The sequence below is a fragment of the Enterobacter asburiae genome, from assembly GCA_011754535.1.
GTDB lineage: Bacteria > Pseudomonadota > Gammaproteobacteria > Enterobacterales > Enterobacteriaceae > Enterobacter > Enterobacter cloacae_N.
Genome location: JAAQVN010000002.1, coordinates 45,380 through 71,609, shown reverse-complemented (window position 1 = coordinate 71,609; position 26,230 = coordinate 45,380). Strand labels below are relative to the sequence as shown.

Here is a 26,230-nt window from a genome sequence, read left to right as displayed (position 1 = left end):
CTCCCCGTTGATTAACACACCCCGATGTTAGTAATGTCTTCATAAGCCACATGAGGGCATCCCATGAAGAAGCGTTTTTCCGACGAACAGCTCATCAGTATTCTTCGCGAAGCGGAAGCCGGAGTTTCTGCCCGTGAGCTCTGCCGTAAGCACGCCATTTCCGATGCCACTTTCTACACCTGGCGCAAGAAGTTTGGTGGCATGGACCTTCCTGAGGTGAAGCGGCTTAAATCTCTTGAAGAGGAGAACGCCCGCTTGCCGAAGCCATGCTGGATAAGGAGGCTCTTCAGGTGGCTCTGGGGCGAAAGTACTGACGACAGGCCAGAAGCGGGAAGCCGTTGAGTTTATGTGTGATGCGACCGGTCTGTCGCAACGTCGTGCCTGCAGGCTTACAGGTTCGACCTGCCGCTATGAGGCTCAACGTCCGGCAGCTGATGCGCATTTATCAGGCCTGGTACTGGAGCGCAGGCGTTCAGGTCAGCGCATTCTGGACAGCATCGCGCTGTTTAGGGGCTATCCGGCGACAATAAGAACCGCTCAGAGCCCGGAATTTACCTGCCGCGCGCTCGATCAATAGGCCTTTAAGCATGGTGTGGAACTACGGCTTATCCAGCTAGGTAAGCCAATGCAGAACGGAGTTATTGAGAGTTTTAAAGGGCGCTTTCGCGATGAGTGTCTGAATGAACACTGGTTAAGCGATATTCTTCATGCCCGGAAAACGATTAATTACTGGCGGCAGGATTATAACGAGTGCCGTCCCCATTCATCGCTGGATTACCAGACACCAGCTGAATTCGTAACGGACTGGCGAATATCCATGTACCTTATGACATAACGCCTCATAATCATGAATAATATATTATTGGTTCTTTAAAAGTCATGATTTACTCGAGAGTGTTACTGACATATTTATGATTTTATACCTAATGCATTACATTTTTCATCTTTTACGGTATAGCATCAAAATGAATATAAATTGGAGGGTACGTAATGAAATGTAACGCCGCACTTGTGAAAATCACGGAGATCTTTGCAAACGCACATAGAGAGAAAAGTACGTCTTTAGGTTATCCTTTAAATCAAAAATTTGACTATTCCTTAATGTCTCAATTTTTATCAGTGCATTTAAATAATGTTGGAGACACGTTTGATAATGCTTCTACATTAATTAATACACACGAACTTGAACGAGAAGTATTAAATCACTTTGGTAAGATGTGGAATGCAAAGCCACGTACTCCTTTGACTAGTGAATCATTTTGGGGGTATGTTTTATCTATGGGAGCTACGGAAGGTAATATGTATGCTTTGTGGAGTGCGCGTGAATATCTCTATAAACTAAAAAAGTTTGAAGATGGCTTGAAAAAAAACAACGTGGATCCTGTAGTCTTTTTTTCTGAAGAATCTCATTATTCGATAAAAAAATGCACAAATATTTTAGGACTTAAAACTTTCCAAGAAATGGGGAATAATTGTTACCCTAATATGTGTCCTGTAACAGAAGATGGGAGTTGGCCTTACGCTATTCCAGTCAATAAATATGGCACTATTGAAATTGAAAAATTATCTAAGTTAGTTGAGTTTTTTTCTCAGCATGGGCATCAATCTATATTTGTATTTAACATCGGTTCAACATTCAGGGGAGCATTTGATAATATTCAAGATATTTGGGGGAAGATATCTAAAATTCTTGAGGAAAATGGTTTTTCTATTGAAACAAGTGAAAATTCCACTCCAAATTTTTGGATGCATATTGATGGGGCTTTAGGAGCCTCATATCTCTCCTACCTTGAGATGGGATATCAATGTAATATAAGTAAAGTTCATGGGCAGGTATTTGATTTCCGATTACCTTACATAAATTCTATAGTAATGAGTTTTCATAAATGGTTCGGCGCGCCGTTTGCGTCAGGAATATACATGAGTAAAGAGAAGTTCAGGATACATCCAGACGATGTTGAATATATTAATTCTGCAGACAGCACGCTGGGGGGGACACGTAATGGGCTTTCAGCGATGTTAATGTGGTATGAAATAAATACCACCCCTTCCATTATGCAGGCTAAAATTGCTGCTGACTGCGAAAAACTTGCTGAATATGCTTATTCAAAAATGATTAATATAAAAACAAAACATCCATCTTTTTTTGTTTGTAGAGCTCCGCAATCTATAGTTGTATTTTTTAGTCGACCTAATAAAAAAATAACTCAACAATTTCATTTGAGCGTTAAAAATAATTTGGCGCACATTGTAGTTATGCCACATGTTACCCGTTCTATAATCGACTCATTTATTGAAAAGATGCACGAGAAAGATGCTTTCGTTGAAGAAGGAAACTAAGATGAAATGTAGGGCAGTAAAAGATTGTGAAATTAATTCAGTAATTGACTTGCTTACAAGTGAATTTTTCGATGACCCAGTATTAAAATACGCTTTCACTGATGTCGATCTTGAGAAAAGAAAATATAGCATGCGTTTTTTTTTCGATTTATATACCCGCTTAGCTATAAAGAACGGAGGTGTTATTGTTACAGAGGGAATTACGGGGGCTTTGGTTTACTTCAATACACTATTCATTGAAATGTCAGCAGATGAACGTATGATAATTGATAAGGAGTTGCGAAAAGGGTGTGGTGAAAGTTATGAGTTAATATCTAAATTTATGAACGGATTAGACATATTTCATCCTAATGAACTGCCTCATATATATATTTTTTTAGTTGCCGTATCCAAGCCTTGTAGAGGGGGGCGTGTTGTTTCAGATCTATTCAGAGAAATGAACAGAATATTGGATGCTGGTAATTTGCCATGTTATGCGGAATGTACCACCTATGCTACAAGAACTTTACTCAGAAGATATGGGTACTATGATGCTGGGTCCCCCATAAATATAGAAGGCTTCCCTCTATTATATCCAATTTGGAGGGGGTGATATATAAAAATTAACTATCTATGTAATAAAATCAATGCGGCTGGTATTATTTAACTGATGAATTTTCCTGTGTTTTTTAAGTTAGGGGTAGCGTGTAATTGCTATTAATTACATTGCACCCCCATTTTTAAGCAAACAAAAAAATCCTACTGGGCCTGACATTATATTTGGCATGTTTATCTGACATGTAAAAACTTTCGCTATGAATTTTATTCAACTAAATTGTATCTAACATTTCAAAAAATTTATTTAAATGTTTAAGATGATTTTACTCTGGTGATGGGCTGGTGTATAATAACAATGGTGAGTAATGATTTGCTTATTTTATGTGGTTAATATTGCTTGGGGTGTTTTGTGAGGAAAAAAATCTTTTCAGATCCAACAAAAAACGAAGTAATTAAAAAATATTTAGAGGGGGCGTTATCCAAGTTTGGCGAAATGCACTATTGCTACGCTATTATGAATAAACGTGACACGGATTGCATGACTATCGTAACTAATTTGCCAGGCTATTTTACAGAAGTTTACTTACTAAATAGTTATCAGTCAGTCGACCCTATTATTATAAATGCATTAAACAGAGTAACTCCTCTTGTATGGGATAACAGCTTGCAAATTAATGGGCGGTGGCCTGTAGGTAGGATTTTTGAATCTATTAAACCTCATGATGTGTTAAGCGGACAAACTTTTGTTTTGCATGACCCAAACAACAACCTAGTATTATTGTCTTTATATATCAATAGATTTTTGAATCCCAAGCAACATGAACTAGCTCTAAACTGCAGAAACGAGATACAAGGGATTTTAATTGACGCTCATGACATGGTAATGCATATTTATGCTGATGAGCCACTCCCCCCTCAAAATAATGAATTCATTCTTTCTGCACGAGAGAATGAGATTCTTTATTGGTATTGTGCAGGGAAAAATTATCCGGAAATTGCCCGAAAACTTAATCTCACAGTGAGCACTATTAAATTCCATATGAGTAAAGTCGTCAAAAAGCTTGGTGTAAAAAATGCTAAGCACGCGATTATTCTGGCTATAGAGTTAGATCTGGTTCATCGACCGTAAAATATACATTTCAACTTTTATAATGATTTAGTTGTTTTTGAAATATGTATGCGTAATTTACTAAATAAAAACTTTTTGCGGGCTAAAATGAAGTCTTGATTTGAAGAAACGCAGTGGTGTCATTTTCTCACATGCACAAAAATTTAAGTTATGCTCCCATACTCGGTATTTCGAGCGATATGAAAAAAACGAACTCTGCCGTTTCGACAGAGTTCGCCCGTTTGAATCCATCATTCTATGATGGTTTATGCTTATTTACTATGCCATGCATCCTTCCAGTTCAGGCCAATCCCGGTTCATAATGCAGGACTGACGAGTTGCCGCCCCAGCCCGTATACGGCCATGGTTTACATTCGAACAAATCTCCGTTTGACTGAATGACATCGACCCGACTGAGTTCTTTATCTGACATGGTCACAAGCATCCTGATGTCTCCATGGCCTGAGGAATGGATCCTTTATGCCAGAAAAAGTGACATCACTAAATGGGTTAAAAGTGACATCAGAAGATTGGCTGCCATGTGTTTTTCCTCTAATTTTTAGCAGCACCTTAACATTCCGTAATGTCGTAACCGTTTTAATTATAATCAAAGCAAACAAGAATTCGTAGTATTTTGCCTCGTCAAAACAAGTGCTCACCACACAGCTCCCTTATCATGATAAATTTACCAGATTAAACACCAGTGATGCTCACAGCCATTAATCGGGATGAGTTCTTCAGGCGGATACGGCTGACGTACACGCAACGGCCGTAACTTGTGGGGCATCCTTAAACCAGCCTGTTTTATCAGCTTCTAACAGCCCATGAATCTTGTCGAGCATCACACAGGCTCAAGCCGGCCCAAAATCAGTGTAACGTTCGCGGATAATACGCAATGCACGTTCAGCGAGGCTTTGCATCAGTTGCCCGGCTGGTCAAAACGACGGTTAACAAGAGAAAGCGGTCGATGTCACTATAGCTCTCCAGTAACTGTCGGCAGGATCAGTCAGAGCTCTCATGACTAGTGTCTGCAAGACGCATGGGAAGATGGCGAGCGATAATGTCCAGAAGGTTCCTTAGCAGGTTTACATCGTTTAGGAAGAAAATCTCCGTTCCGTATGCCGTCATGAGTCTCATCCTTTCAAAACAGTGATCGCTATAGAGTGACTTTAGCGCGGATTTTCTATTTGTGTAAAGACGACAATACTGTATTGTGCTGACAGCATAGATGGATATAAGATAAACTCCTGTTAAATTGACATATCTTCTATTAATCGAATAATAAAAGTCTTGCTAATGTTAAGTAGAGTAAAAAATATAGTTATTGTTGTAGGCATGATGTCTACATCGTTAGGATACGCACAAGAATGCCAAAGAGTGGCAATTATAGATACTACCGATTCAACTTCAACATTTTTAAGTGGTGATAAATCCAGTAACAAAACCCAAGGAAAAGCAGTTATGTATGCCTTCAAAGAAGGCTGGAAAATGTCCGAAAAAATTGCCCCAGCTGCAACATCCTCAGGGAAAATTATGATTATAATGGAAAAAGAAATGCTTGGTGATTGCGACATAATTTACCCGTTTATGAATTAAGAATTCAAACTGCTTTGTCGGTTCCTATCGCATTAAGGATAGATACGGTTCTCATGGTTCTCTTCCGAGTAATAATAAGCGTATACCGAGAACTGTATTGAAGTGGATGTGTTATTCAGTTGGCAATGTGATGTGCCAGTGTAGCAGTTTCCGATTGCCCGGCCAGCCGGCTATTACGTCAAGCAGATAGCGAAGGTAGCCTTCTGGGCCACGCTGTTCAGTTTGTATATACCGAATAGGCTGTACAACAGTGCTCTTCGCTCACAAGCATGGTCAGAAGCGATGAACAGGAACTATTTTCGACTCAGACTGACCATCCGCGGAGCATTTTAATCGACGTGGGTCTGTTTCGTCCCAGACATAGTCCACATAGCATGTCAGGGCTGGTATTTGGTTCTGCGGATGGATATCTGTTCTTTCCGGGCTGTAAGCGAACCATATGGCCGATGCCTGCTCTGACCAAGCGTTGCGGTCATCCCGAACATATATCCACAAACGCCCGGTTTTCTTTTTACCATATGCATCCACCCCGCCCGAAGGCAGTGAGCGACTCAGCTCCACACCTTGGCGTTTATATATCTATGCCCATCGAGCCAGATGTAGTCTGGGGTCTTCAATGCACCGTTAATGACTCCGCGGGAGGCTGGAGCAGCTTTTCGTTGTCTATATTGCCGTACATACATCGTTGATAGTAAATGGATAAGAATGAGATATGCCGGTATCATTGGCATTTAAAAGGAGGCTCGCAATGCCCTAGACTTTGAACGACGGGTTCTTCTCTAAGGATGTGCCCACGATTTCTGGGCTTGGCTCAGATTTCAGATGTTTCTTTACTAATGTGAGAATACAGTAACTCTTGCGCTTTCTTTCGTATCAAGCAGTATCATATGTACTATAATGATATTGGAATTAATTGTGGTAAAGTTAATAAATTGCCATTAAGCTCGTGATGTAGAACGCAGCTTGCATAAAATAATTTGCTTGGAGTTGAAATATTATGAAAAAGAATGACTTAATAAGTCTATCAATTATAGTTGATTTGGCCGGTTTTATTTCACGGGTCATTTTGATAGGCTTCTCATTGAAAATGGCCATTTTTCTTTACAAAATGGCGAGAGGTTATAACAATTTATCAACTCAAAACATCCTAATTACTTTAATCTCACTATTAATTATAACACTTGTGGCTGTGTTATATTCCACGATGTTGATTTTAAGCACGAGCCAGAAAAAATAAAACATCCACTCAACTTTTTAGCGATAATTATCCAGGTCTGAATAGATACATCTAAAATGTTATGTTCGATACGCATGCATACAATGCCTTAAGTGCGTTTAACAAAGATTATGTTAAATGCATGGCGGTAATCATTTATAATCAATGATTTATGTGAGCACTGAGCCCCATTCTCTTTATTACTATTATGGAAGTTTGAGGAACAAAGTCCGTTCCTGGGTTTGCGATGCCTTAAAACCATGATCAAGATAACAACCTTTGGCTTCTTGTGTCAGAGCATGAACCATGATTGTGCGGACACCTATATTTTCTGCCACCCGATAACAGCGCAATACTGCATCGAGCAGTAAATCACCACCCAGCCCTTGCCCACGGAACGAGACATAGCAAGAATAATTACGGGGATGGGATCTGGCATATTGCGCCTGAGACTTCCCGTGGATTCAACTTGGGCATGGGGATCCATGGTGAACCGGGCGTGGAGACACTGCAATTCCGGACAGGGCGCGAGCTGGTCAGCTTGATGGCAGACAAGCTGATGAGCACAACCGACAAACACAGCCCCAGAGCGCTGCTGGTTAACAACCTGGGCGGGTTTTCCGCACTGGAAATGTCGCTGCTGACGCGCGAGATGCCTTCCGCAAGAATACCAGCGGCATGGAATTTCCTGACAATAGCTGCGTTAGCTACTCTTTATCCAATTCTCTGCAGTTGCGGATGGTATGTGAAAAACAGGGCAAACACAGAAACAAATCCCTTATCCCAGCAGGCACTCTGTCTCTAGAGTGCCTTCCAGGAAAGCCACATACCACGCCACCTACAAGCAGTAGCATGAGGCAAAATAACTAATTCAAGGATTCTATTCTTTCCATATTGAACCTTATTTTCCTGGCTGTTCCTTGAAAACATATGACGACATTCCATATTTCTGAACAAGGAGAAAAAACTTCAACAGGTGTCGATTGATAGATGGGTGTCAACATATCTCTCTTCAATGCAGAAATGAACGAGTTTAGTTCAAAATCATTCAAAAGAAAAATTGCACATAGATCATTGGAGGTGACACGTACGCCTTCATTCTCCTTAAGGAAGAGCTTCTCAGCAACAATGTTATTCATGGGTTATCCTCGCTATTGATAGTGGCTATGTGTTCGTTTCATTTTTAAACCTCAGGAATGTTGACGTCAACATCTTTTACAAATGTGATCACGCTTAAATTCTTCTAAAAGAATGCACTTAAGTCACCTGCGTGCTCTGCTACCACAAGGCACATGAGAAAGGTCGTTATGTTCCTTCCGTTCGCTTTAAATCTTCTGAGACGAAAATGCTTAATAGTTCCTTAGGTGGGCGAGCTTAGCTTCTACGGTGCCATAAGGAAACATACACAGTATGTATCAATGACCCTGCAGTAATTTGTACAGTATATTTTAAAAATGAAAATCTTCGCTCTTGCCCAATAACTGCGTGATAGTTATAATTATTTTTCATTTAAAGTACCTCTTATAAAAAATCTAAATGTATTCTCATTGTTATTTATTGAGTTAAAAAGATTTACCGCAACCAAACGAGCCCATTCCTTATAATTATGATTGACATGAGTACAATGCAGCCCATAAATGTTGGATAATGGTATTTCATCAATCGATATTAACTTTGCGTCATCATAATTCACGTTTAATTCAGATATAATTGCTAATGAAATCAATCCTGTAACACCTATTATACAGTCAAACCTAATCTGATTGCATTTATTAAATTCTTTTAATATTTCACAGCACTTCTCAAAATGATAATCAGAATAAACAACAGTCGGGATAGCATTCTCCGGTAATTTTTGTAGTATACCGTTAATTCGTTGGCGGGTAATTATTGAATTACGAGGGCCGCCCACGATAAGAGTATTCCCTGTAGCACGAGAACCGACTAGCTCTCCCGCATAATTGCTATCAATGAAAACCCCCGGTAATCTTTCAGAAAACTGACGATCAAATTGAATGACTTGAATATTTGATTCAATAAGTTTTTCCAGATGCGCTTGACTGGTTAAGGTGTCGCTAATTGGAGACACAATAACACCAGCAGCATTATATGATATTAATGTTTTAACAGCAGTCTCCTCTGAAAAAAAACAGCCGTTAGTATTAAATATCATGACAGAATAACCTTCCCTCTCTGCAATAGCATTCAGTTCTTTGATTATAAAAGCATAAATCGGGTTGAATATGTCATCAGCAATCAATCCAATGATTTTGCTTTTGGATGAACGAATACTCCTGGCCGATAAATTTGGAGTGTAATTTAGTTCCTGTGCAATTCTTAATATTTTTTCTCTTGTATCTTTCTTTACTTTTTCGGGGGATGTAAATGTTCTTGATACCGTTATATCCGTTACGCCGGCTATTTTAGCTATATCTTTTATTGACGGTTTGGACATTTCCAAATACTCCTAATTTGATGAATCTCTAATATTTTAAATGGATTGGTAAAAGAAATTATTTTATCATACTTAAAATATGCCTGCATAGTACATGCAGAAAGTCCTCTACTCTATTTGGATAAGAAGGAGCAATTTTATCAAATGAACACGGAGAAGAATTAGTTTGGCTTCTTAGGTTTTTTCCTAAAACTTTGTTTTCTTGCAGTACTATTGATGTCGCTTTCCAAATGAGGACCTATACGATCCGTGAATCGCCACAGATTTAACAGACGCCTCTGAGTCATTCAAGAACGATTAAAGAGAGGTGCATATCAACCCGCTGCCCTTAATGCGACAGAACCCCGGAGAATGTGCTGAACCGGAATCATTTTTCCCAACCAGAATGTTACGGTTATTAGTGAAGCGTAGGTCCAGTTTCGGAAATTTTTTAAAGTTTTGCAACATAAGCCGCGTGATCAGAGGCATCTTTTATTCCTTTATATACCGCTGACAATCCGGATCGCGGGGCAGGCGGATGGTGCGATTGTTGCTGTTCGCTTCAGGAAGGCCGGTCTGTCCTGGCCTTTGCCGCCACGAATCAACGCAAAAAACCTGGATAAACGCCTTTACCGGCAGAACTCCCGAAAATCATCCGGTCTTCCCGTAGCCCCTGCTTCCTGTGAAATCACTGTGCCCCCACCGTAAGGCTGGAATCGTAGGAAAAAGCCTCCTCGGAGCAACTGGTGCGAATGAGCAGTGAAATAGCCAGTCTGACTGATCGCTGCACACAACTGGAAAACCAGCGTGATGATGCCCGTCTGGAGACGATGGGAGAGAAAGAAACTGTCGCGGCACTGCGTGGTGAGGCTGAAGCCCTGAAGCGTCAGAACCAGTCACTGATGGCGGCGCTTTCAGGCAACAAACAGACCGGTGGCCAGTGATGACAATCCAGACACTCGGGATGAAGCGCCCCGTAAGACTGGCCGTCGTGTGCTGATTATGCTGGATGAATTACTTCAGTTTTTTGATTCGTTGGAGAAGACATGACGCTGACAGAAAAATCGGGCCATCTGGCATGGTGCGCACTGGTGGCGCTTGCGCTGGCCAGACAGGATGGTGGCGTTATCTCTCGCGGACTAACCTCGACGCGGCATTTGACGACGATGGGCGGCAGATAAATCCGCTGACAGCGCGTCTTACGGGGAACGTGACAGGTGTGGTAAAGCTGTTTAACCGCTGTGACTGGCAGGCTGAGCCAGAGAATGGGGCCTCCCTGCCCCACCAGTTTACGCTGATGGTCAGACAGGGAGTGCCGGGAGAGGGTTATTAGTGGCGGATTTGCGCCAGGTCGTCTTCAGTCAGACCGGTCATTTTCATGACGGTATTACGGTCAATGCCGTTCTGCAGCATGGTGTGCGCAACTTCCAGTTTTCCCTCGAGTTTGCCCTCGAGTTTGCCTTCATGGCGGCCTTTCTCGATGCCGCGTTGTTCACCAAGCTTGATGCCCTTTTCAACGCCTATCTGTTCAAGCTGTTGTGCGATGGTCATCAGTTCATCCTCGTGTTGCGGCAGACGCTCTGCCAGCGCCCGCATAAATTCAGGTGCAGGCGCTTCGCCTGCATTTACCATATAGTTTATCAGAACGCGCACCTGTTCGGGGGAAATCCATTCCACCATCACCCGGGGCAGCCTGTCCAGTAGTTCCATCATGTCCCGCTGGCGGATATGTTTCATCAGCAGGGTCAGTGCGGCCATCCGTCGGTGGTTCATTATCTCATCATCATCGATGACGGTGACATCAACCAGCGGGAAGCCGTTCGTGTACACCTTTCCAGCCTGCTCCGGGTTACTGAAACAATCCAGCCAGTTAGTGGAGAACGGATACGGACTCCGGCTGCCGTGGTAAAACAGTACCGGGATGACCAGCGGCAGTTTTTTATGACCAGCTTCAAGATGACGTTGCATGGCGGCGACAGCATATCTGAGCTGGCGAAAGGCCATATTTTTATCGGCCGAACTCTGGTGCTCCAGAAGCAGATGGATGTACCCATCATCGCCGGTGGTGGTTTTCATGCTCCAGAGAATGTCGCTGGCATACTGACGTAAGTCATTCTCAACGAAGGTACCGGGTTCAAGTTTCAGCGTACTCAAATCGCATAATGCCTGCAATTCCGCCGGAAGATGGAGCTGCATAAAGTCGCGGGCCACATCGGGGTTCGCCAGGAACTGGCGAAATGTCGCGTCATGGGGCGTTGGTGTTCCGGGTTTCTTCTTCATCGGTCCTGGACTCTGAAAAAATGACGACCTTATATTACAACAGCCGGAGGACCGTCAGTATTTGTAGTGAACGGAATTGCCATTCCTTAAGGGAGCCGTGCCGGGGGAGTTTAGTCCCCTTCCCTACCTGTAGTGACCTGCATTTGAAATCGTCCCGACCTGCATTTACCCCACGTTTTCAGCCCACACTAACTGCAACCAGCGATGGTCTCAAACCCACAATACCTGCAAATGAACCTGCATTTATCCGTATCGACCTGCATTCCATTTCCACCGACCCACATTAGCTGCAAATGAAAATTCATTCCCCGAAACAGCTTCATTGGCAAATGTTGTACATCCGATAAAATTACTTAACTTGCCTGTATTTAAATGCATAGCACTCAATAATATTAATTCCGGAGTCTAATAACAGAGCAAACAGGGTAAGTAACAACGTTCCGGCAAGGATGGTGTTGATATCAAAACTTCCTTCCGCCTGAAGGATTAAATATCCAATTCCCCGGTAAGAGCCTAAATATTCCCCCACAACTGAACCGACGAAAGCCAGGCCGATAGCCATATGCAAACTTGAAAATACCCATGATGTGGCGGATGGAAGGTAAATAGTCATTAGTTGTTGGCGTTTATTTGCTCCCAGCATACGGACATTGTCCAACAGAACAGAGTTTACGTCACGGACCCCCTGCCATACGTTAAAAAAGACGACAAAAAATACCAGGGTGATAGCAAAAGCCACTTTTGACCAGATACCAAGTCCAAACCACATAGCAAAGATGGGGGCGAGGATCACACGCGGTAACGAGTTTAATGCTTTGATATAAGGTGAGAAAATCGCAGATAACAGCGGATTTATCCCCAGAAAAAGTCCCGCCACCATCCCCATCGCCGTACCAATGATAAATGCCAACAAGGTTTCAGCGAGTGTAATAATGAGATGAGGATAAATTTGCGCCGGGAAATGTAACGACCAGAGAACATGGTCACCCCAGGCGATGTCCAGAGCTCCCTCACCTTCAGTAAACCATTGCCAGAGGGTGATAACCACACGCTGAGGATCACCAAAGAAAAACGCCAGCTGTGGATCCCACGATACCACTTCCCAGACGGCAAGCGCACTGCAGAATACAGACAGTTTACCCAGCACAAGCAAGGCTGGTTTCATTTCGGAATTGTTATTACTCATGATGGGATAAATTATGTTGGTAACTTTTCAGCACTTCGTCACGAAGTACATTCCAGATATTCTTATGTAGTCCGACAAACTCTGGATGGGTACGAATTTCTGTTACATCACGTGGGCGGACCAGGGGAACTGAAAATTCGCCTATTGGGTGTGTGCCTGGCCCGGCCGTAAGGACAATAACACGATCGGCCAAGGCAATGGCCTCGTCTAGATCATGCGTTATAAACAGTACCGCACTGCGTTTTTTTTCCCAGAGTGCGAGCAATTCATTTTCCATTAGCTGACGGGTTTGAATATCCAGCGAAGAAAAAGGTTCATCCATCAGGATAATGTCAGGATCAAGAATCAAGGTTTGCGCCAAGGCCACACGTTTACGCATGCCTCCGGACAGCTGCGAAGGATAATAATCTGCAACAACACTTAACCCCACACGGGTTAACCATGACCTGCCCAATGAATCAGATTCAGTCGCAGGCATCCCGTGATACCCCAATCCCAGCACCACATTTTCCAGAACCGTCAGCCAGGGCAGTAATACTTCATCCTGAAACATATAGCCTGCGTGTGAATTAATACCGTCCAGCGGTTTATCAAATACCGTAATATGACCGGAAGAAGGCGCGAGCAAGCCAGCGCAAAGCTTCAACAATGTGGATTTACCACATCCTGTTGGCCCGACCAGAGAGACAAACTCTCCGGCTGAAATCTTCAGGCTGGTTTCGGCCAGTACCGTTCTTTCTGTCTGTGAACGAGACTGGCCATAACAATATGAAACAGCGTGCAGTTGCATTGCTGTCTCACTGTAAGGGTCATTCCTGTTCATTGCGCTGTGCCTCAATCGCGTAACGATTAGTCCATGTTCGTAATAGATCGATATGCTCAGGCTGAATAGACGGATCGAACGTCGAAAGGGCATGTAATGCTGTTTTTGTGGCTACTGGTGTAAACAGACCATCCCGGGAGATGGCAGGACGTATATTGGTAAAAGCCATTTTATAAAGGGTCGGATCCCCGAGAAGATAATTTTCGGGTACCACAGCAGCGACCTCTTCAGGAGAAGCGGTGTTCAGCCAGCGTAATGCTTTCAGCATCGCTGTTGTTAATGCCTGAATCGTTGCCGGATTGTTCTTCAGAAATGACTCTTTGGCGTACAGTGAGCCAGCAGGCATTGGTCCCCCAAAAATGGCTTCTGTACCGGCTTTTGTACGTGTATCAGCGACAATAATAATGTCGTTACTTTTCTCAAGCAGAGAGATAACCGGTTCCGTATTGGCGATGGCATCAATACGTCCGGAACGCAGAGCGTCCACTGCGCCAGCGGTGGTACCGACACCAATGAAGGAAACATCACCCGGTTTCAGCCCCGCCCGGGCAAGCACTACATTTGCCACCATATTGGTGGAGGATCCCGGTGCGCTTATCCCGATTCTTTTACCTTTCAGATCGCTAATCTGATGATAATACGGCATGGTTTTCCGTGACACAGCTACCACAATTTGCGGTGCCTGCCCGGTCATTATAAACGCGGTAATATATTGATTTTTATTCTGTAAGGTAATTGTATGCTCATAGGCTCCACTGACTACATCAGCACTTCCGCCAATCAGTGCCTGTAACGCTTTCCCACCGCCAGCGAAATCCGCAATATCAACCTGTAAACCAGCCTCTTTAAAATAGCCTTTCCGCTCTGCAATCGTCAGCGGCAGATTGTATAAAACGCTTTTCCCTCCAACTGCAATAGTGAGCCGCGGTTTCTCCAGTGGCAGGGCAGAAGATACGGCGTGAAGGCTGAACAGTAATAACCCCGCCAGGATTCCCTTCAGAACAAATTTCATAGCTGTTTCCTTTCTCTATAGATGGCATCGTATAATTTAAGTAAGGTAATGTATTGGTTAAATATCACACAATCAATAAAAATCACTTTTCAGAGCGTGCAGTAAACGACCGTTTTATGCACCCGGGATAACCGCTTTCATGATCGGTCTGTAACCTGCACTACTGGATTACACTTTCTCATTCCATCATTCACTTTCCATCTATACTTAAATCTGATGGCTTACTGGAATACAGACCATGTTGATTGGATACGCGCGGGTTTCCACTGACGACCAGCATCTCGATCTCCAGCGTGATGCACTGGCGCAGGCAGGTTGTGAACGTATTTTTGAAGATAAAGTCACTGGTGCACAGGCTGAACGCGAAGGATTGGCCAGACTGATAGGTTCGCTCCGGCCCGGCGATACTGTCGTTATCTGGTGACTGGATCGTCTGAGCGTTCCCTTAAAAATCTGCTGCAACTGGTCGAACGGCTGGACGGGTTGCAGGTGGGCATCCGCAGTCTTCAGGAAAATATCGACACAACTTCCAGCGGCGGCCGCCTGGTTTTACACCTTTTTGGCGCGCTGGCCGAGCTTGAGCGTAATCTGGTACGCGAACGCAGGCCGGCCGGGCTTTCGGCTGCCCGCAAGCGGGGGCGTCAGGGCGGACGGCCTGCGTTGCTCAGCCCCACAAAGAAAGCGCTGGTGCTGAAGTTACACTAGGAGCGTAATCATACCATCGAGGAAATCTGCAACATGATGGTGATCTCCAAATCAACGCTGTATAACTATCTGAACAAGGCGGGTCAGGATGCCACCAGGATGGCGTAAAAGCATTCCGGCTGAAGCTTTGTTACAGCTGCGCCAGCGGCTGGAACGTCTGTCACCCAAAAGCCCTGAACGGGCATCGCAGATTGCTGCAGTCTCTGCATTATATGGACTCTCCACCACATCTGTGTACCGGGCGCTCAATGATTTGCTAAAACCCCGCCCGGTTCACCGGCAGGACCATGGGCAGCCACGGGTACTCCCCTGCAAGGATATGGAACGTTACTGTGAACTGGTCGTTGCACTTAAATTTCGCACCACCAACAAAAAAGGCCGCCATCTTTCCACCCGCCGGGCGATTGAATTACTGGAGGATTACGGTGTTGATACTGAACAGGGGCATTTTCAGGCTCCAAAAGGTGTCCTGACCCGCAGCACCTTTAATCGCTGGCTTTCCGGCTGGCACCTGGACCAGCCCCGGTTACATCGCCCGCCGCCAGCGGTTCGTTTTCAGGCCGAACACAGTAATGATTGCTGGCAGTTTGATATGTCACCCTCTGACCTGAAACATATTGATGCCCCCGAATGGATTGATCCTACAAAAGGTGAGCCCACACTGATGCTGTTCAGTGTTGTCGATGACCGTAGTGGTGTTGCATACCAGGAGTACCACTGTGTTTATGGTGAAGATGCAGAATCTGCCCTGCGATTCCTTTATGCCGCCATGGCACCAAAAGTCGATCCCGCTTTTCCCCTGCAGGGCAGGCCAAAAATGCTTTACCTGGACAACGGTCCTGTGGCCAAAAACCGCATATTCCAGGATGTCATGCTGTCTCTGGGCGTGGACTGGCAGACGCATCTACCCGCCGGGAAGGATGGTGAACGGGTGACCGCCCGTTCGAAAGGTAAAGTGGAACGTCCCTTCCGCACCGTCAAGGAAGCTCATGAAACACTGTACCATTTTCATAAACCGGAAACTGAGCAGCAGGCTAATGAATGGCTGCTGCGATATATTCTTCACTACAATGACCAGCCTCATCGCTCACAGCCGCATTCACGCCGGGAGGCCTGGCTGCTCAACCTCCCTGAAGAAGGGATCCGTGAAATGTGCAGCTGGGAGCGGTTCTGTCATTTTGCCCGGGAGCCTGAACGCCGTAAAGTGGGTATTGATGCCAGAATAATGGTGGAGGGAACGGCATATGAAGTGGATCCCGATCTGGCAGGAGAACATGTACTGTTGCTGTGGGGACTGTTTGATAACAAGCTGCATGTTGAATTTGAAGGCAACCGAACGGGCCCCTGTTACCCAGTCTCAGGTCCGATCCCACTCAACCGTTACCGCGCCTTCAGTAAAGGTGCTGTCAGCCAGCTTTAATAGATCCCAGTACCTGGTTCATCTTTTTACGTGACTTTCAGCGCGGCGGTTCCATTGGCTTTCCGTTCACCGTTGTCCAGCTCGGCAGTAACTTTTACCAGATAATCGCCTGCAGGTTGTTGTGCGCCAACAACTGAATGCTGAATCTAATTACAGCACATAAAAAAAGCCTCTCCTTGCACGCCTGCACATAGGAGAGGTGATCAAGGATCAGTCAAACAGAGTAGATTTAACTATGCCTTGGTATAGCAAGAATGTAAATGCAATCGGTTGTAATTTATTTTATGACGATATGCTTACACTTCCTCTGCAAATCCTTGACAGGAAAACAATACTGACAAGGCTAAAATAACTGTAGCCTGATGGTGTCCGTGTTCTGATTAGCCGTTCCACCTTCGAGCAAATCACTCTCGCTTGTCGGGCTATGGTGAGTAAGCCTGTGCCCGTGATAGACAGAATCTGCCACTGTGACAATAAAATTAATCGTTTCTAATTAATTCTTACAACGAGCAACAATCTCCTAAATTGGATTATAAATCTCTGTTATATGAAGGAATTACTCATCCTAGATAGTAGATCAATCATATGACTTTCAATAAAATAAATCAGACATGTGACTACAACTTCGTAGTAAACACCTTTGTCTTTTATCGAGGATTTCATAAGGATAAAAATGATGAGAAACAAGCATTGACCAAAATCCACTATTTTAATGCAGTGAAAAAACATAACACGCCCCTCCAACCTAAAGGTGGGTACACTATGCCATGGTATAGCAAGTTATGGGATCAGTTTTTTCTTTTTTGAGCTTAGAATTTACTTGCTGTTGAAGATCGGGGATATGGGGCTGCTTAAGTCATTCTTTGACATACACGTATAGACTTACCTATACTCATTTAAACAGATTTATTCATACATGCTGTGTGGCAAAACATGTTCATCGGTCACTGAGCCTCAATTTTCTACCCAAGCGCACCAATGATAAGCATCTTTACTATAATTGAACTTATATTCACCTACAGATTGTGTCTGACAGACCGCTACACATTCGACTTTACCATATTCACCCTGAGCCCCGATGATGATATTTATGCAAATTATGTGCCTGTGAGGCCTGAGCGTAGAAATATCACTCAGTAAAGCACCATATTTGTTATCATAATGACCTGTGAGTATACCAACCACCAGTTTTTTGTGGTTAATACAGTCGTGCTTTAATCAAGGGTCGTAGTAAATAGTTCAGAACGCTGCGCTTTCCACGGATAATATCCCCCCTTCGCAACAGGCCCGGCAGCATTAACCTCATCAGAGCCGACATATCGCTACTTTATTGCTCCCCCATGGCTTAACACCACACTTCCAGCTTTTCAATAATGCTATCCGTCACCATCAGATAAACATCTGTTCTGGTTTTTACTCTACCCTCAGAAAATTTCGTTTTCGCGAAGCCTGACTGCTTTGGTGGGGTTACACCTGTTGCCTAATTGGTGTCAAGGACGCAGCGGTAGTGTAATGCTTTAGAGCTTTTCCGCTACAATTTTGGCGGTTTTCCATTTAGAAACCCTACCAAGACTCACAACGACATTGAGCATGATTTTCTATCAGGTCTGCAAAAGACTTTTCGGCAACAGCTTAATGCGCTTCCCCCTTATCCCTGGCAACGCATTTTGTTTTTCTGACAGCATTAGGCTGGAGAGGTCCAAGGGTAAGGGATGGCTTAATTTATTGATTTAGATCAGGAATATCGCACCATCTATTGATAATCAACGTTTCGTTTGATTATAATGCTGCTAGACCTTGGTATAGTTTTGTTTGTTTTACTATACCAAGGTTTGAGTGGAAAGTTACCTGGTGTTAGCCATATGGCCCCTCTCAGGGTTTTCCCTGAGAGTTTTTTACGCCTCTGCCCTGCTGGTTCAGAAGTTAAGCAACCACCGTGGCTATAAAGCGCTAGAAATGTTGTTGGGCAAGATGGTAATACGGACCCAAGCATAGATATCGCTATGGTATCTTTCGAACCCACAACATTCTGATGTTGATCAACCTTGGAGTACCTCTGAATGGCATTGAGGTTTGCTCGTATATCTTTAAGGCATATCGGCATACTAGGGAGCTTCATTCCTGTGTTATTTGTTGATATCGCGAAAGTAGATAGTAAGCTGTACACTTTGTGTTACAGCCTCCCGCAGGATACTTTGGAACGTACAGAACGTCGCGTATCATTGCTGTTACGCATGATACACAAAAATCTAATTGAAAGGGGCTCAGCCGATCTGGCTATCATGAAATGGCACGCAGCTGAATTAAGAGAGGAAAATCGACGACCGAATCTAAAAGACAGTGATTCATCCAGCTAATGAGAGGGGGTTACCCGTCAGGTGATCGCCAGCAAAACGGTTAACTTACAGTAATATTATACTGAACGTGCTACGTTATTATTTACTACGTCCTATTTAAGTCCTAAAACGTGCAGCACAAGTCGACCTCACTGCTTCAACTCTTTGATTTTGGTACGTTGCGGTTGAAGTCAGTTAGCTTTCTTGAAGCAGACTTGCTATTGATTATTAAGCCTTCCAACCATTAGCTTTAATCTGGCTGAAATACTTTATCCTGCATGTGGGAACTACATTATGTTCGCTGGCGGTTAATATAATTATCGATATACGGCATACCAATTAGCGATCTAAAGCTGCCATACATCAAAATGCCGTACTGCGGAAAGTTTTATATGAAAATTCCGGGGGGCTCATTGTCACGCACAGTTATCATTTGAATAACAGACTATCCAATGATTTTTGTGCATATCCCTGCCTAGTTATCAAGCGGGTTTATGTGCTCATCCGTTCTTCGAAATCCACATAATTAAAATCCCTTAACAATTGTCAGGCTGCCGGATGGCGGCCTGACTACGTTACTTCACCCAGTCTTCAAGTACTAACCCTGATACCCGCTCAAACTCTCTTACATTATTGGTTACTAGCACGGCACCGGCGGCGATGGCATGTCCGGCAATCGCCGTGTCGTTCGGGCCGATCGGCGTCCCGGCGAGGCGCAGCGCCACTTTAATCTCCGTGGTCGCATCCACCGCGGCGCGGTCCCAGGGCAGGATGGCATCGAGGCGGGCGCAGAACGCGTCAACCAGCTGGATGTGGCGCGGGGAGGCCTTCGGACCGGTGGCACCGAAGCGCATCTCGGAGTAGGTGATGGCCGAGACAACGATGCGCTGGTTACGCAGCACCGCCTGCTCCAGGCGCTTCAGGACTGCTTCCGGCTGCTCGCGCATGATGAACGAGCAGATGTTGGTGTCCAGCATATAGGTCTTGTTCACAGGTTAAATCGTCCTTCGTCGCTGACAACGTCCTCGCGATCCGCCATAAAGTCCGGGTCAGCTTTTTCGAGCTGTGCGAACGAACCCCAGGTCGGCCGGACGGGGCGAAGGATGATGCTGTCCCCTTCCCGGACTATCTCCAGCTCGCTCACCCCCTCAAAATCCAGATCGCGGGGCAGACGGATGGCGCGGTTGTTGCCGTTTTTAAATATTGATACGGTTCTCATCGTGTTTCTCCCGATGTTCGGACCTCTCCGAAGGTGGTAATGTGCCGGATGTGCGCATAGGCTAAGTATAAGCTAACTATGTTCAGTTGTATATCTCTTGCATATGCAGATGGTTGGCATATACAGATGGCAGTGATATGCATATGTCACACATATATATACTTCTGTCTTTTTTTCTGCGGAGATCCGAAAAAAGGTAGTTCCGGATCTCCGCAAACCCCACTGGCGCGCAGTGGCCCACCAACACAAGATGTAGCGGTGTTATCAGCTAATAATGACGCTATATGTTTTATCTTTCCCCGGCCCCGTGACCGCCTGCTCACCACCGGAACAGGGCGGTGTGATTATTCCGTGTGGGTGTTAGACTTCCGGAAACTGATAAATAGCGAAAAAGTAGGATCACCACGAATCGGCCATCCGGTAATTTACTTGCGTGGTTATATTGCTTCTTATTATCAGGAACGTGACGTTAACTCACATAAAAGATGAACACTGGAATATTAAGGTAGGTGATGAATGGCTGGTTGCGCAGATAATTATGCTGTGAGACATAATTACTATTTGTGACTATTTGTTGGGAAGGTATTGCAAAGGGCTGAAATGGACGAAGTGGAGCTTTTTCGTGAGCTGATGGATAGCGGTCGCAGATTCGTCTGGTATCTCCGTGAACCAGGCGTCAGCAATCCTGATGGTAATTCTCCTGACGTTCAGCTAATAGTCGATCTGAACGGAAAAGAACTGGCCCGTCGCATTGATATTCCGGAAAGGCTAGAAAATGGCTGGCGCATCGATTCTTGGCATGCGAGAGATTTTGGGGGCTGCCGAAAGGTGCTCTGAAAATGGATTTATATCTGCTATTAACCCGGCGTCTTCTCGGCGAAACGGGTTCGATGTTCTCACGGCCCTTTTTCCTTTCCGCTGAGCAATATTCATAACAGCGGGCGGGATTTCTAAGTAGAGGAAAGATTATGTGCGATTTATGCAGGGCGGACGAAAATTACTTCCATACGCCAGAATGCGTGTATGGCCAGCTGGTCAGTGAGTACCCGGCGGGATTCGACCCGCTGCGCGGGGACTGTACCGAGCAGGCCTCCTCGGCTGACGCCCTATAGGCTTTCAGGCGTTACGCAATGAAACGTCGCGATTATGGCAGAAACATAGAATAGAGGAGCAATGATGACTGATAATACGGAACTGAAATGGCGAAATGCTGCTCTTAAACATCTACTTATCGGTCCCGGGGAAACCAGGATTCTTGATGCCATCTCGACTGTTCTTACCCGAGCGTCCCGCATGACTGACGGACTTTTGCTCAGCGATCTATGGATTAAAGGCTCTAAAAAACGAGGGCGTGCCGGAGAAGTGGATCATATGGTTAATCGTTTTGTTGTCACCTGGGGGGACACTACCGTGATGACTATATCTCCTGATGGATGTTCTGAAACAATAGAAGATGATCAACTTGTTCGTGGAAAAATAAAGAGTATATTACCGCCTACGGATATAGTTGACGGGGAATCCTTCGCTATTGAAACACTTGAGAGTGCAATGGAAAGAGCCGGAGCAGCCGGTGCTTTTGATGAGAAACCACAATTAAAAAAGATATTTGAAGATGCACTTCTAGCCAGTACAAACCACAAACGTCCAAGACTGTGACAGGAAGATAACTTGATGTTATCCAGCATATGGGGGACGTTCTCCGTGCCGGTAACACCGCACACATTCCGTCACAGCTATGCCATGCACATGCTGTATGCCGGAATTCCGCTGAAGGTACTGCAGAGCCTGATGGGGCACAAGTCAGTGAGCTCACCGGAGGTCTACACGAAGGTTTTTGCGCTCGATGTCGCAGCACGTCATCGGGTGCAGTTTGCTATGCCGGAATCAGATGCGGTTGCGTTGATAAAACAACTGAACCGAGGATGATTATGGGAAATACCCCAAGTTCAGTTTATGGGAATGACCTAGAGTTTAGCAGTCGGCAGGGCTGATATGGGAAATACCCCAAGTTAGCTTTTTGAATCCAGGATAGTGAATACCAGTCGGCCGTCGTCATTCTGCGTCATCGCGGCTTTAAGAGGCGTATTGGCGTTGATTTTCTTCAGAGCTGGATTGATGAAGGTGCGTTTCATCTCAGCAAAGTTACTGCGTTGTGATTCCGGGAGCATGAAACGTTCAGACAGCCAATCCTGAGTAGTGATCCAAACGCCGCTTGAACGGTACTGGCAAAGGCTTTCATAGAGGCGGATAACCCGTACACTGTTAATTTTTCCACAGTCGTACAAGGAGTATGTTGTGAACTGGTTAGTCAGTCCCATCAGGTACGGCATTACCTTGTAGTTGAACTCTATTTGCCATTTCCCCCGCCCTTTTTTCAGGCCTGCTTCAGCCAGCCAGGGACGTTTCACCTCTTCAAACTCCCCTTCTTTAGGGTAAAAAACCACGCTGCTGTCCGCCAGTGCGGTCACACCTTTTTTAACGTCAGTTGAGGCAGTATCCACGCTGACCTTAAAAAATTTCTGATAATCCGCCACAGTAACGGTGAATATCGGAGAGACAGAATCGGGATCATCCTTCATCGGGTAGCACTGCATCAGGCAAAGCCACAACACACGTTTTGCCTGTAGAGGCAAATAGTAAGCGGCCTCAGTCAGCTCATTGGACTGACTGATATTGACAGGCTTTTTAATGGTTTCCGTGGTCATTGCCTTCACCGTGTGGGTGTTTTTGAATCCCCCACATACTGGCATGAGGCACCGAAATTCACAAGAAGAATTAGTAAGTTATCAACAGGTATATGAACTGCAGATGAACTAGGGGTATTTCCCATAGTAACATGTGGTGTTTCCCATACTTTGTTGAGGTGTTCCCCATAGCTACTTGTGGTGTTCCCCACAATAACCCGAGGTGTTTCCCAGAAGAACTTTAGGCGTTTCCCATACTGGTGCCTTGAGAAGTGCGGCTGGCGTGGTCTGGCGGGTTTCTAAAAGGGATAAAATGGATAAAAAGGAAATAAAAAGAGTAAAAATGCTTTTAAAAATATCCGGTGGATAACTGGATATCTCCAAACCAGGGGTATTTCCCATAGTTTTCTAAGTATTCAGTTCCTGCGCGTAATTGCCTTCTGTAACACCCTCGCTCTTGCGCTTCCTCGCCAGTTCGCTCGCGTTGCTCGGTCACATGGCTGCGGCGAGCACTACTTACTTTTTGGCTGCACATTGCCTGGTGGAAATGGTCCGGCCGGAATGCCCTGCCGCTCAGTGCGGGCGTCAATGGCATTTATCTCTCACGGGCCAACCTTGATGTCACTTTTGACGACAGCGGCCGACAGATAAGTCCCCTAACTGCGCGTCTGACGGGGAACGTAGCGGAGGTAATGAAGCTATTTAATCGCTGTGGCTGGCAGAGCCTGAGTCTGGTGCCTCCCTGCCCCGCCCCGCCAGTATTCGCTAATGGCCGGACAAGGAGTGTCAGGAGAGGGGGATTAGTGACGGATCTGGGCCAGATCGTTTTCAGTCAGACCGGTCATTTTCATGACGGTATTGCGGTCAATGCCGTTCTGCAGCATGGTACGGGCAATTTTAAGTGTGGCTTCGCGCTCGCCTTTTTCAATGCCGCGCTGTTCACCGAGCTGAATCCCCTTCTCGATGCCTTTTTGTTCAAGCTGTTGTGCGATGGTCATAAGTGCGTCTCCGTGTTGCGGCACACGCTGTGCCAGTTCGCGTACAAAGGCTTCGGCGTCCGATGTTTCGCCTGCCTGCACTATATAGTGTACCAGCGATATTACCTGTGATGAAGACAGATATCCGGCCAGCAAGATGGGCGCCAGCCGGTCAACCAGTTCTGCCAGGTCCCGCTGGTGAATATGCTTTTGCAGTAAAGTTAGTGCGGCCATACTACGATGGTCAGCGATTTCATCATCCGGAATGACCGTAACGTCTACCAGCGGGAAAGCGCAGCTGTAGAGTTTGCCTGCCAGCGCCGGATCGTCAAATTCATCCAGCCATCGGGTAGAGTACGGATACGGGCTGCGCTTACCCGTATAGAACAGCACCGGTACCACCAGTGGCAACTTTTTATGCCCTGCCTCCAGATGGCGCTGCATGGCGGCCACCGCATAGCGTATCAGGCGGAAAGCCATATGTTTGTCCGGCGTTGACTGGTATTCCACGAGGACATGTATGTACCCGTCACCTGCTGTAGTTTTCAGGCTGTAGAGAACGTCGCTGAAATACTGCCGGAGATCATCCTCAACGAACGAGCCGGATTCCAATTTCAGCGTGCTCAGATCGCAGATGGCACGCAGCTCTGTCGGCAGATGCAGTTCCATAAAATCCCTGGCAATGTCTGGTTGTGACAGAAACTGGCGGAATGTCGCATCGAGGGGAGTTGGCGTAGTATTTTTCTTTTTCATCAGTCCATGCTCTGAAAAATGACCCGGTCATAGTATCACAGGCAAAAAATGCTAACATTGGTGGAGAATGGAATTGCAATTCCTTTAGGGCAGTTCCGGGGGGGGCTGTCCCCTCTTTTCTTTTTAATCTTCAGTTTGATGGTCCTGATATATCTGCGCCAAGACACTGGTACTACAGCTATAACGAAATGACGAGATGTTCTGGTGACATTTAAGTGGTTATGCATTTGAAGGTATCTCTTATCTGGTCACAACTGGTGGGAAGAGTAGACGGAAGTCGGTACTGCTGGAGCATACCCCAATGTGACGGGCTGACGCGCCCGCCGGGCTTGTCCAACCCTTCGCCTGCTCAGAAGCAAGTTCTGAACAGACTCACGGTTTTCGCTGCGGGTCAACAAAATAAAATACGATCACCAAAATATTTTCAGGACACTTTTTCCGATAGTGCCGAAATGTCCAGGATGAATAGCATTTTTTGTGCGTTGCTGAAGGGCCGAGACGAATGGATGAAAGTGGCAAACATAATGCTGGACAGAATCACCTGAATGTCCAGGCTGGCGGAGGAATTAAACGAGGGGCAGAAAAAAGGCCGCTGGCGCGGCTTTGTCTGAAAACTAAATTTCATCAAAAATCGCAAGGCGACGACCAGGTTTTTTTCCAGCAAAGAAACGTCCTCGGGGCAAGCGATCATTTTTATTAAGGCGCTTAATCCAGTCCTGAAAGGCTGGCCGAGGCTTATATCGACCAAAGGAAGTAAATGACTGAGTAACCATAACGGTTTGACTGCTGTACTTTCTCATTTCGCTGAATGAGTTTTTCATAAGAGAACGGTAATCCATTATGACCTCCAAACATAAAAATGAATAATTATCTCATTCGTTCACTGGCAAGATTATAAACGTCACTACGTTCACGTTTTCCTACAGCTACAACAGCGATAATTAATTGATCGTCAATCACCTGATAGACCAGACGAAAGCCAGACGCTCGAAGTTTGATTTTGTAGCAGTCCTTTATCCCGCGCAGTTTTGCTGAAGGGATATGCGGATTTTCACTGCACTTCTTTAGCTTTTTCGCAAATTGCTGTTGAATGACTGTATCCAGCTTCAGCCACTCTTTCAGCGCATCATCCCTGAATTTGACCGTATACGTCATAAATAACTATCCAGGTCCACGTCATGCAGCTGCTGGTTGCTGCGTTCGGCGACAAGCTTAACCAGTTCCTGATCGTCCAGGGCATCGAGCATTTTCTCGTATAGCTCTGCCGGAACACAGTAAAAGGCGGGCTGGTTGCGGTTAAGAATAGCAACCGGGTAGCCATCACCGGAGCTGACAGTCGCCATTGGGTTTTTCTTAAGTTCGCTGACACTGGCGCTTGTGTCACTGAGAATGATGTTGGGCATAGATTACCTTTTGAGACCGTTTAACTAGTCTCTAAAATACACCCGCAAAGACCTGTTAACAAGTCTTTTGTCTCTTGCCTGCTCAGATGCAAGCTCTGAACAGACACACGGTTTGCGTTGTGGGCCAACAAAATTTAACACGACCCCAACGATTGAGAGCAAAACCAAAATACTATGATTTTTTTCTTGCAATATGACGTT

At 45.2% G+C, this 26,230-nt stretch carries 20 protein-coding genes and 7 pseudogenes; 13 read left to right on the top strand and 14 right to left on the bottom strand.

The window, feature by feature from the left end; genetic code table 11:
* The first annotated feature begins 63 nt into the window (after positions 1–63).
* From HBM95_23295 to HBM95_23275, 5 genes and pseudogenes are all read left to right on the top strand, one after another.
* A pseudogene (locus tag HBM95_23295) lies at positions 64–835 on the top strand (transposase).
* A gap of 155 nt (positions 836–990) precedes the next feature.
* Complete coding sequence (locus tag HBM95_23290) at positions 991–2,340, top strand: pyridoxal-dependent decarboxylase (protein NIH45806.1); 1,350 nt, start codon at positions 991–993, stop codon at positions 2,338–2,340.
* A 1-nt stretch (position 2,341) separates the two neighbouring features.
* Positions 2,342–2,932, top strand: coding sequence for an N-acetyltransferase (locus tag HBM95_23285; protein NIH45805.1), 591 nt, complete (start codon positions 2,342–2,344; stop codon positions 2,930–2,932).
* A 354-nt stretch (positions 2,933–3,286) separates the two neighbouring features.
* Positions 3,287–4,006: a LuxR family transcriptional regulator gene (locus HBM95_23280; GenBank protein ID NIH45804.1), complete on the top strand. Its 720-nt coding sequence runs from the start codon at positions 3,287–3,289 to the stop codon at positions 4,004–4,006.
* 1,275 nt (positions 4,007–5,281) lie between these two features.
* Entirely contained in the window at positions 5,282–5,581 is a 300-nt protein-coding gene (locus tag HBM95_23275; GenBank protein NIH45803.1) for a hypothetical protein, read from the top strand.
* A gap of 1,422 nt (positions 5,582–7,003) precedes the next feature.
* Here the strand turns inward: HBM95_23275 and HBM95_23270 are convergent.
* A pseudogene (locus HBM95_23270) lies at positions 7,004–7,263 on the bottom strand (GNAT family N-acetyltransferase).
* A 9-nt stretch (positions 7,264–7,272) separates the two neighbouring features.
* Between HBM95_23270 and HBM95_23265 the strand changes: the two are divergent.
* Positions 7,273–7,602 carry a dihydroxyacetone kinase subunit DhaK gene (locus HBM95_23265; GenBank protein NIH45802.1) on the top strand — a complete coding sequence of 110 codons (330 nt, stop codon included), beginning with the start codon at positions 7,273–7,275 and terminating at the stop codon, positions 7,600–7,602.
* Between the two features lie 61 nt (positions 7,603–7,663).
* Here HBM95_23265 and HBM95_23260 read toward each other — a convergent pair whose 3' ends face one another.
* Both HBM95_23260 and HBM95_23255 read right to left on the bottom strand, forming a co-directional pair.
* Positions 7,664–7,936 (bottom strand): DUF1883 domain-containing protein, encoded by a 273-nt coding sequence (locus HBM95_23260; protein ID NIH45801.1) that lies wholly within the window; start codon positions 7,934–7,936, stop codon positions 7,664–7,666.
* A gap of 359 nt (positions 7,937–8,295) precedes the next feature.
* Positions 8,296–9,252, bottom strand: a complete 957-nt coding sequence (locus tag HBM95_23255; GenBank protein NIH45800.1) for a LacI family transcriptional regulator — start codon at positions 9,250–9,252, stop codon at positions 8,296–8,298.
* 686 nt (positions 9,253–9,938) lie between these two features.
* Between HBM95_23255 and HBM95_23250 the strand changes: the two are divergent.
* Positions 9,939–10,175: pseudogene (locus tag HBM95_23250) on the top strand (hypothetical protein).
* 385 nt (positions 10,176–10,560) lie between these two features.
* Here HBM95_23250 and HBM95_23245 read toward each other — a convergent pair.
* The 4 genes from HBM95_23245 to HBM95_23230 all read right to left on the bottom strand — a co-directional run bounded on the left by HBM95_23245 (position 10,561) and on the right by HBM95_23230 (position 14,532).
* On the bottom strand, positions 10,561–11,511 hold the full coding sequence (locus HBM95_23245; protein ID NIH45799.1) for an Rpn family recombination-promoting nuclease/putative transposase: 951 nt from the start codon (positions 11,509–11,511) through the stop codon (positions 10,561–10,563).
* 349 nt (positions 11,512–11,860) lie between these two features.
* Positions 11,861–12,697: an ABC transporter permease gene (locus HBM95_23240; GenBank protein ID NIH45798.1), complete on the bottom strand. Its 837-nt coding sequence runs from the start codon at positions 12,695–12,697 to the stop codon at positions 11,861–11,863.
* Positions 12,690–13,487: an ABC transporter ATP-binding protein gene (locus tag HBM95_23235; GenBank protein ID NIH45797.1), complete on the bottom strand. Its 798-nt coding sequence runs from the start codon at positions 13,485–13,487 to the stop codon at positions 12,690–12,692. The genes HBM95_23240 and HBM95_23235 overlap by 8 nt, the downstream gene beginning before the upstream one ends.
* Positions 13,488–13,506: 19 nt before the next feature.
* Entirely contained in the window at positions 13,507–14,532 is a 1,026-nt protein-coding gene (locus HBM95_23230; protein NIH45796.1) for an ABC transporter substrate-binding protein, read from the bottom strand.
* 238 nt (positions 14,533–14,770) lie between these two features.
* On the opposite strand from HBM95_23230, the pseudogene HBM95_23225 reads away from it, so the two are divergent.
* Positions 14,771–15,345: pseudogene (locus HBM95_23225) on the top strand (recombinase family protein).
* A pseudogene (locus HBM95_23220) lies at positions 15,326–16,639 on the top strand (transposase family protein). The pseudogenes HBM95_23225 and HBM95_23220 overlap by 20 nt, the downstream one beginning before the upstream one ends.
* 2,929 nt (positions 16,640–19,568) lie before the next feature.
* On the opposite strand, the gene HBM95_23215 reads toward HBM95_23220, so the two are convergent.
* Together HBM95_23215 and HBM95_23210 are read right to left on the bottom strand one after the other, a co-directional pair.
* Positions 19,569–19,985, bottom strand: a complete 417-nt coding sequence (locus tag HBM95_23215) for a type II toxin-antitoxin system VapC family toxin (protein NIH45795.1) — start codon at positions 19,983–19,985, stop codon at positions 19,569–19,571.
* Positions 19,982–20,212: an AbrB/MazE/SpoVT family DNA-binding domain-containing protein gene (locus HBM95_23210; protein ID NIH45794.1), complete on the bottom strand. Its 231-nt coding sequence runs from the start codon at positions 20,210–20,212 to the stop codon at positions 19,982–19,984. The genes HBM95_23215 and HBM95_23210 overlap by 4 nt, the downstream gene beginning before the upstream one ends.
* A gap of 600 nt (positions 20,213–20,812) precedes the next feature.
* On the opposite strand from HBM95_23210, the pseudogene HBM95_23205 reads away from it, so the two are divergent.
* From HBM95_23205 to HBM95_23190, 4 genes and pseudogenes are all read left to right on the top strand, one after another.
* A pseudogene (locus HBM95_23205) lies at positions 20,813–21,147 on the top strand (hypothetical protein).
* A 33-nt stretch (positions 21,148–21,180) separates the two neighbouring features.
* Positions 21,181–21,324: a hypothetical protein gene (locus tag HBM95_23200; GenBank protein NIH45793.1), complete on the top strand. Its 144-nt coding sequence runs from the start codon at positions 21,181–21,183 to the stop codon at positions 21,322–21,324.
* A gap of 61 nt (positions 21,325–21,385) precedes the next feature.
* Positions 21,386–21,868: a hypothetical protein gene (locus HBM95_23195; GenBank protein ID NIH45792.1), complete on the top strand. Its 483-nt coding sequence runs from the start codon at positions 21,386–21,388 to the stop codon at positions 21,866–21,868.
* 36 nt (positions 21,869–21,904) lie between these two features.
* A pseudogene (locus HBM95_23190) lies at positions 21,905–22,138 on the top strand (phage integrase family protein).
* An 83-nt stretch (positions 22,139–22,221) separates the two neighbouring features.
* Here HBM95_23190 and HBM95_23185 read toward each other — a convergent pair.
* The 5 genes from HBM95_23185 to HBM95_23165 all read right to left on the bottom strand — a co-directional run bounded on the left by HBM95_23185 (position 22,222) and on the right by HBM95_23165 (position 26,029).
* Entirely contained in the window at positions 22,222–22,917 is a 696-nt protein-coding gene (locus tag HBM95_23185) for a replication initiation protein (protein ID NIH45791.1), read from the bottom strand.
* A gap of 779 nt (positions 22,918–23,696) precedes the next feature.
* A complete protein-coding gene (locus HBM95_23180; GenBank protein ID NIH45790.1) occupies positions 23,697–24,626 on the bottom strand; it encodes an Rpn family recombination-promoting nuclease/putative transposase in 930 nt (309 codons plus the stop codon).
* 614 nt (positions 24,627–25,240) lie between these two features.
* Positions 25,241–25,465, bottom strand: a complete 225-nt coding sequence (locus HBM95_23175; protein ID NIH45789.1) for a hypothetical protein — start codon at positions 25,463–25,465, stop codon at positions 25,241–25,243.
* A gap of 28 nt (positions 25,466–25,493) precedes the next feature.
* On the bottom strand, positions 25,494–25,781 hold the full coding sequence (locus tag HBM95_23170) for a type II toxin-antitoxin system RelE/ParE family toxin (GenBank protein ID NIH45788.1): 288 nt from the start codon (positions 25,779–25,781) through the stop codon (positions 25,494–25,496).
* Complete coding sequence (locus HBM95_23165) at positions 25,778–26,029, bottom strand: type II toxin-antitoxin system Phd/YefM family antitoxin (GenBank protein ID NIH45787.1); 252 nt, start codon at positions 26,027–26,029, stop codon at positions 25,778–25,780. The genes HBM95_23170 and HBM95_23165 overlap by 4 nt, the downstream gene beginning before the upstream one ends.
* Between the last annotated feature and the right edge of the window lie 201 nt (positions 26,030–26,230).

Excerpts from the sequence above, each read along its gene's own strand:
- HBM95_23230 (NIH45796.1), bottom strand. The coding sequence starts at position 14,532 with ATGAAATTTGTTCTGAAGGGAATCCTGGCGGGGTTATTACTGTTCAGC.
- HBM95_23260 (NIH45801.1), bottom strand. The coding sequence starts at position 7,936 with ATGAATAACATTGTTGCTGAGAAGCTCTTCCTTAAGGAGAATGAAGGC.
- HBM95_23285 (NIH45805.1), top strand. The coding sequence starts at position 2,342 with ATGAAATGTAGGGCAGTAAAAGATTGTGAAATTAATTCAGTAATTGAC.
- HBM95_23240 (NIH45798.1), bottom strand. The coding sequence starts at position 12,697 with ATGAGTAATAACAATTCCGAAATGAAACCAGCCTTGCTTGTGCTGGGT.
- HBM95_23200 (NIH45793.1), top strand. The coding sequence starts at position 21,181 with ATGTGCGATTTATGCAGGGCGGACGAAAATTACTTCCATACGCCAGAA.
- HBM95_23275 (NIH45803.1), top strand. The coding sequence starts at position 5,282 with ATGTTAAGTAGAGTAAAAAATATAGTTATTGTTGTAGGCATGATGTCT.
- HBM95_23265 (NIH45802.1), top strand. The coding sequence starts at position 7,273 with ATGGGGATCCATGGTGAACCGGGCGTGGAGACACTGCAATTCCGGACA.
- HBM95_23290 (NIH45806.1), top strand. The coding sequence starts at position 991 with ATGAAATGTAACGCCGCACTTGTGAAAATCACGGAGATCTTTGCAAAC.
- HBM95_23235 (NIH45797.1), bottom strand. The coding sequence starts at position 13,487 with ATGCAACTGCACGCTGTTTCATATTGTTATGGCCAGTCTCGTTCACAG.
- HBM95_23180 (NIH45790.1), bottom strand. The coding sequence starts at position 24,626 with ATGAAAAAGAAAAATACTACGCCAACTCCCCTCGATGCGACATTCCGC.
- HBM95_23185 (NIH45791.1), bottom strand. The coding sequence starts at position 22,917 with ATGACCACGGAAACCATTAAAAAGCCTGTCAATATCAGTCAGTCCAAT.
- HBM95_23195 (NIH45792.1), top strand. The coding sequence starts at position 21,386 with ATGATGACTGATAATACGGAACTGAAATGGCGAAATGCTGCTCTTAAA.
- HBM95_23170 (NIH45788.1), bottom strand. The coding sequence starts at position 25,781 with ATGACGTATACGGTCAAATTCAGGGATGATGCGCTGAAAGAGTGGCTG.
- HBM95_23210 (NIH45794.1), bottom strand. The coding sequence starts at position 20,212 with ATGAGAACCGTATCAATATTTAAAAACGGCAACAACCGCGCCATCCGT.
- HBM95_23175 (NIH45789.1), bottom strand. The coding sequence starts at position 25,465 with ATGGATTACCGTTCTCTTATGAAAAACTCATTCAGCGAAATGAGAAAG.
- HBM95_23255 (NIH45800.1), bottom strand. The coding sequence starts at position 9,252 with ATGTCCAAACCGTCAATAAAAGATATAGCTAAAATAGCCGGCGTAACG.
- HBM95_23165 (NIH45787.1), bottom strand. The coding sequence starts at position 26,029 with ATGCCCAACATCATTCTCAGTGACACAAGCGCCAGTGTCAGCGAACTT.
- HBM95_23245 (NIH45799.1), bottom strand. The coding sequence starts at position 11,511 with ATGAAGAAGAAACCCGGAACACCAACGCCCCATGACGCGACATTTCGC.